Annotated in this window: 3 protein-coding genes; 1 reads left to right on the forward strand and 2 read right to left on the reverse strand. The window is 65.3% G+C overall.

Annotated features, from left to right (window positions below):
- Window positions 1-688: FAD-dependent oxidoreductase (locus I5E_RS12325; protein WP_022907251.1), on the reverse strand; the 688-nt coding region annotated here is incomplete at its 3' end.
- A gap of 303 nt (window positions 689-991) precedes the next feature.
- Here I5E_RS12325 and I5E_RS12330 point away from each other — a divergent pair.
- Window positions 992-1,381: a heavy metal-responsive transcriptional regulator gene (locus tag I5E_RS12330; protein WP_031262514.1), complete on the forward strand. Its 390-nt coding sequence runs from the start codon at window positions 992-994 to the stop codon at window positions 1,379-1,381.
- A gap of 535 nt (window positions 1,382-1,916) precedes the next feature.
- Here the strand turns inward: I5E_RS12330 and I5E_RS26015 are convergent.
- A partial coding sequence (locus tag I5E_RS26015; RefSeq protein ID WP_222836469.1) for a hypothetical protein occupies window positions 1,917-2,182 on the reverse strand: 266 nt, incomplete at its 5' end.

The raw sequence follows: 2,182 nt of genomic DNA on the forward strand, positions 1-2,182 counted from the left end.
ATTGAGCTCGGTCCCGGGGGACCTCTAGAGTCCTCGAAGCGAGTCGGGACCGGACCAGCATCGTCACCTTCGAGCCGAGGCGGGAGAACAGCTGCGCCATCTCGATCGCCACCGAACCGCCGCCGAAGACCAGCAGCGACGCCGGCACCTCCGACAGCTCCATCGCGGTGGTCGAGGTCAGATAATCCACCTCGTCGAGCCCTGCAACCTCGGGCGCCCAGGGCGCCGATCCCGTCGCGATCAGGTACTGCGCCGCACGGACGGGAACCTCCCGGCCTTCCAGGTCCGTCACCGTCAGCACGGGGTCCTCCGGCGTGCCGGTGAAGGACGCGTCGCCCTGCAGCAGATCCCAGCCGTACTCGCCGATGAGGTCCACGTACTTCTCGGACCGCATCCCCTCCACCAGCACCCGCTTGCCCTCGACCAGAGCGCCCATGTTCACCGGTTCCGCGGACGCGCGGATCCCGGGGAAACGGTCGGCGTCGAGCGCCACGTGCCGTGCTTCGGCAGCCGCGAGGAGCGCCTTCGATGGCACGCATCCGGTGTTCACGCACGTCCCCCCGATGGTGGAGCGCTCGATCATCACCACCCGTTTGCCCAGATTGGTGGCGCGGATCGCGGCCGCGAACGCGCCCCCTCCGGAACCGATCACCGCCAAGTCGAACTCGGCAGGCGTTGCCTCTGACATCAGGACTCCTCACTCCGGAAAAAGCAGGCTCGACAGCCCCTCCTACACGCATCCTCGACCTTCCCTCTACGGGAAGGTCAAGCCCCAACCGTCTGAAGTGCGTACCGACCCGGACCGTCCACCGGCTCGGACCGTCCACCGGCGTGGCCCCGAAAACCTCCCGCACCATCGGGCCCGAGCGGTTCGACCGGCTTCACCACAGACGACCCGCGATGCGCAGGGAGAAATCAGCCACCGGGACGAATGTTCCCCTATTGTGGAACGTTCACCGCGGTGGTGAGGTACGACGACAGCGGAGAGCTCATGCGGATTGGCGAGGCGGCTGCAGCAGCAGCGATGACCACGAAAGCGTTGCGGTTCTACGAAGCCGAAGGACTGCTGCCATCACCCGAGCGCGCACCGAACGGGTACCGCGAATACGGCGACGAAACCGTCGAGCGGTTGCAGTTCATCCGCCGCGGCCGCGCCGCTGGGTTGAACCTGGCTCAGATCCGCGAGATCCTCCGCCTCCGCGACGCCGGCACCGCTCCCTGCCACCACGTCAGCGCCCTGCTCGGTGCGGAACTGGAAAGCCTCGACACGCAAATCGCGGAACTGACCGCCCTCCGCGCCGTCGTGGCAGGCTTCTACGACACCACCGCCACCGCCGACCCGACCACCTGCGACGCCGAACGCATCTGCAGCTACCTCTAAACGGGTCCTGCCGCCGCGAACGGCTCGCACCCGCGTCAACCCCCACACAATCGGGCCGCGGCCGCATCACGAGGCGAAACGCACCCAGAGCGCCAGCAATACGACATCAACCGCCGCCAAAGCCGGGCACCAAGCGCAGCTGCTCACCGCTGCCGGTACGTTCTCTCGCCCGAGCAGTTCGGTGTGCACAGAATCTCGAACATCCGTGCAGGAAATCGCGAACATCGACACCCACGCCCTGCTCTGGAATGAACCCTGTCTCACATAGGTGGTCCGCGGACTATCTCAGTCCACGCACGCCATACGGACGCCTCCCGACGCACGAGGGCTGAGCCTGGCACTAGTCGACGTGGCTGCCCGCGCTGCCAAGCAACCTGTCCAACTCCGTATTTCAGGACACGTTGTGTGGCAGTAGGACAAGTTAGCTGGCGGACGACAGCTCACGACTCACGACTCACGACTCACGAGAACATCCCGCAAATTGTCACCGTGATGGTGGTGTGGTCTGGTGTGCCATCGGACTGGTCCCAGAAGGTCACAAAGACGAGACGATGTCAGCCATCAGGAGCTCATCGCGAAGACCGTCCAACTCACCTCGGCTCTGACCGGCCCGTTGCAGCACCTCGTCGAGGATCGAGGCAACATCCTGAACCGTGAGAGCTTCCACGTGTCTCGTCCCGAGTCGACGGAACAAGGGGGACTTCTCTAGCCCGGTCGGCGACGAGATGGCGGCAACTAAGCAGACATGACCGTATTTCCCAGCATTGACCATCAGCTCTTCCCGCGGCGTGATGTGGGCGC

Source organism: Curtobacterium sp. B18 (assembly GCF_000333375.1).
Taxonomy (GTDB): domain Bacteria; phylum Actinomycetota; class Actinomycetes; order Actinomycetales; family Microbacteriaceae; genus Curtobacterium.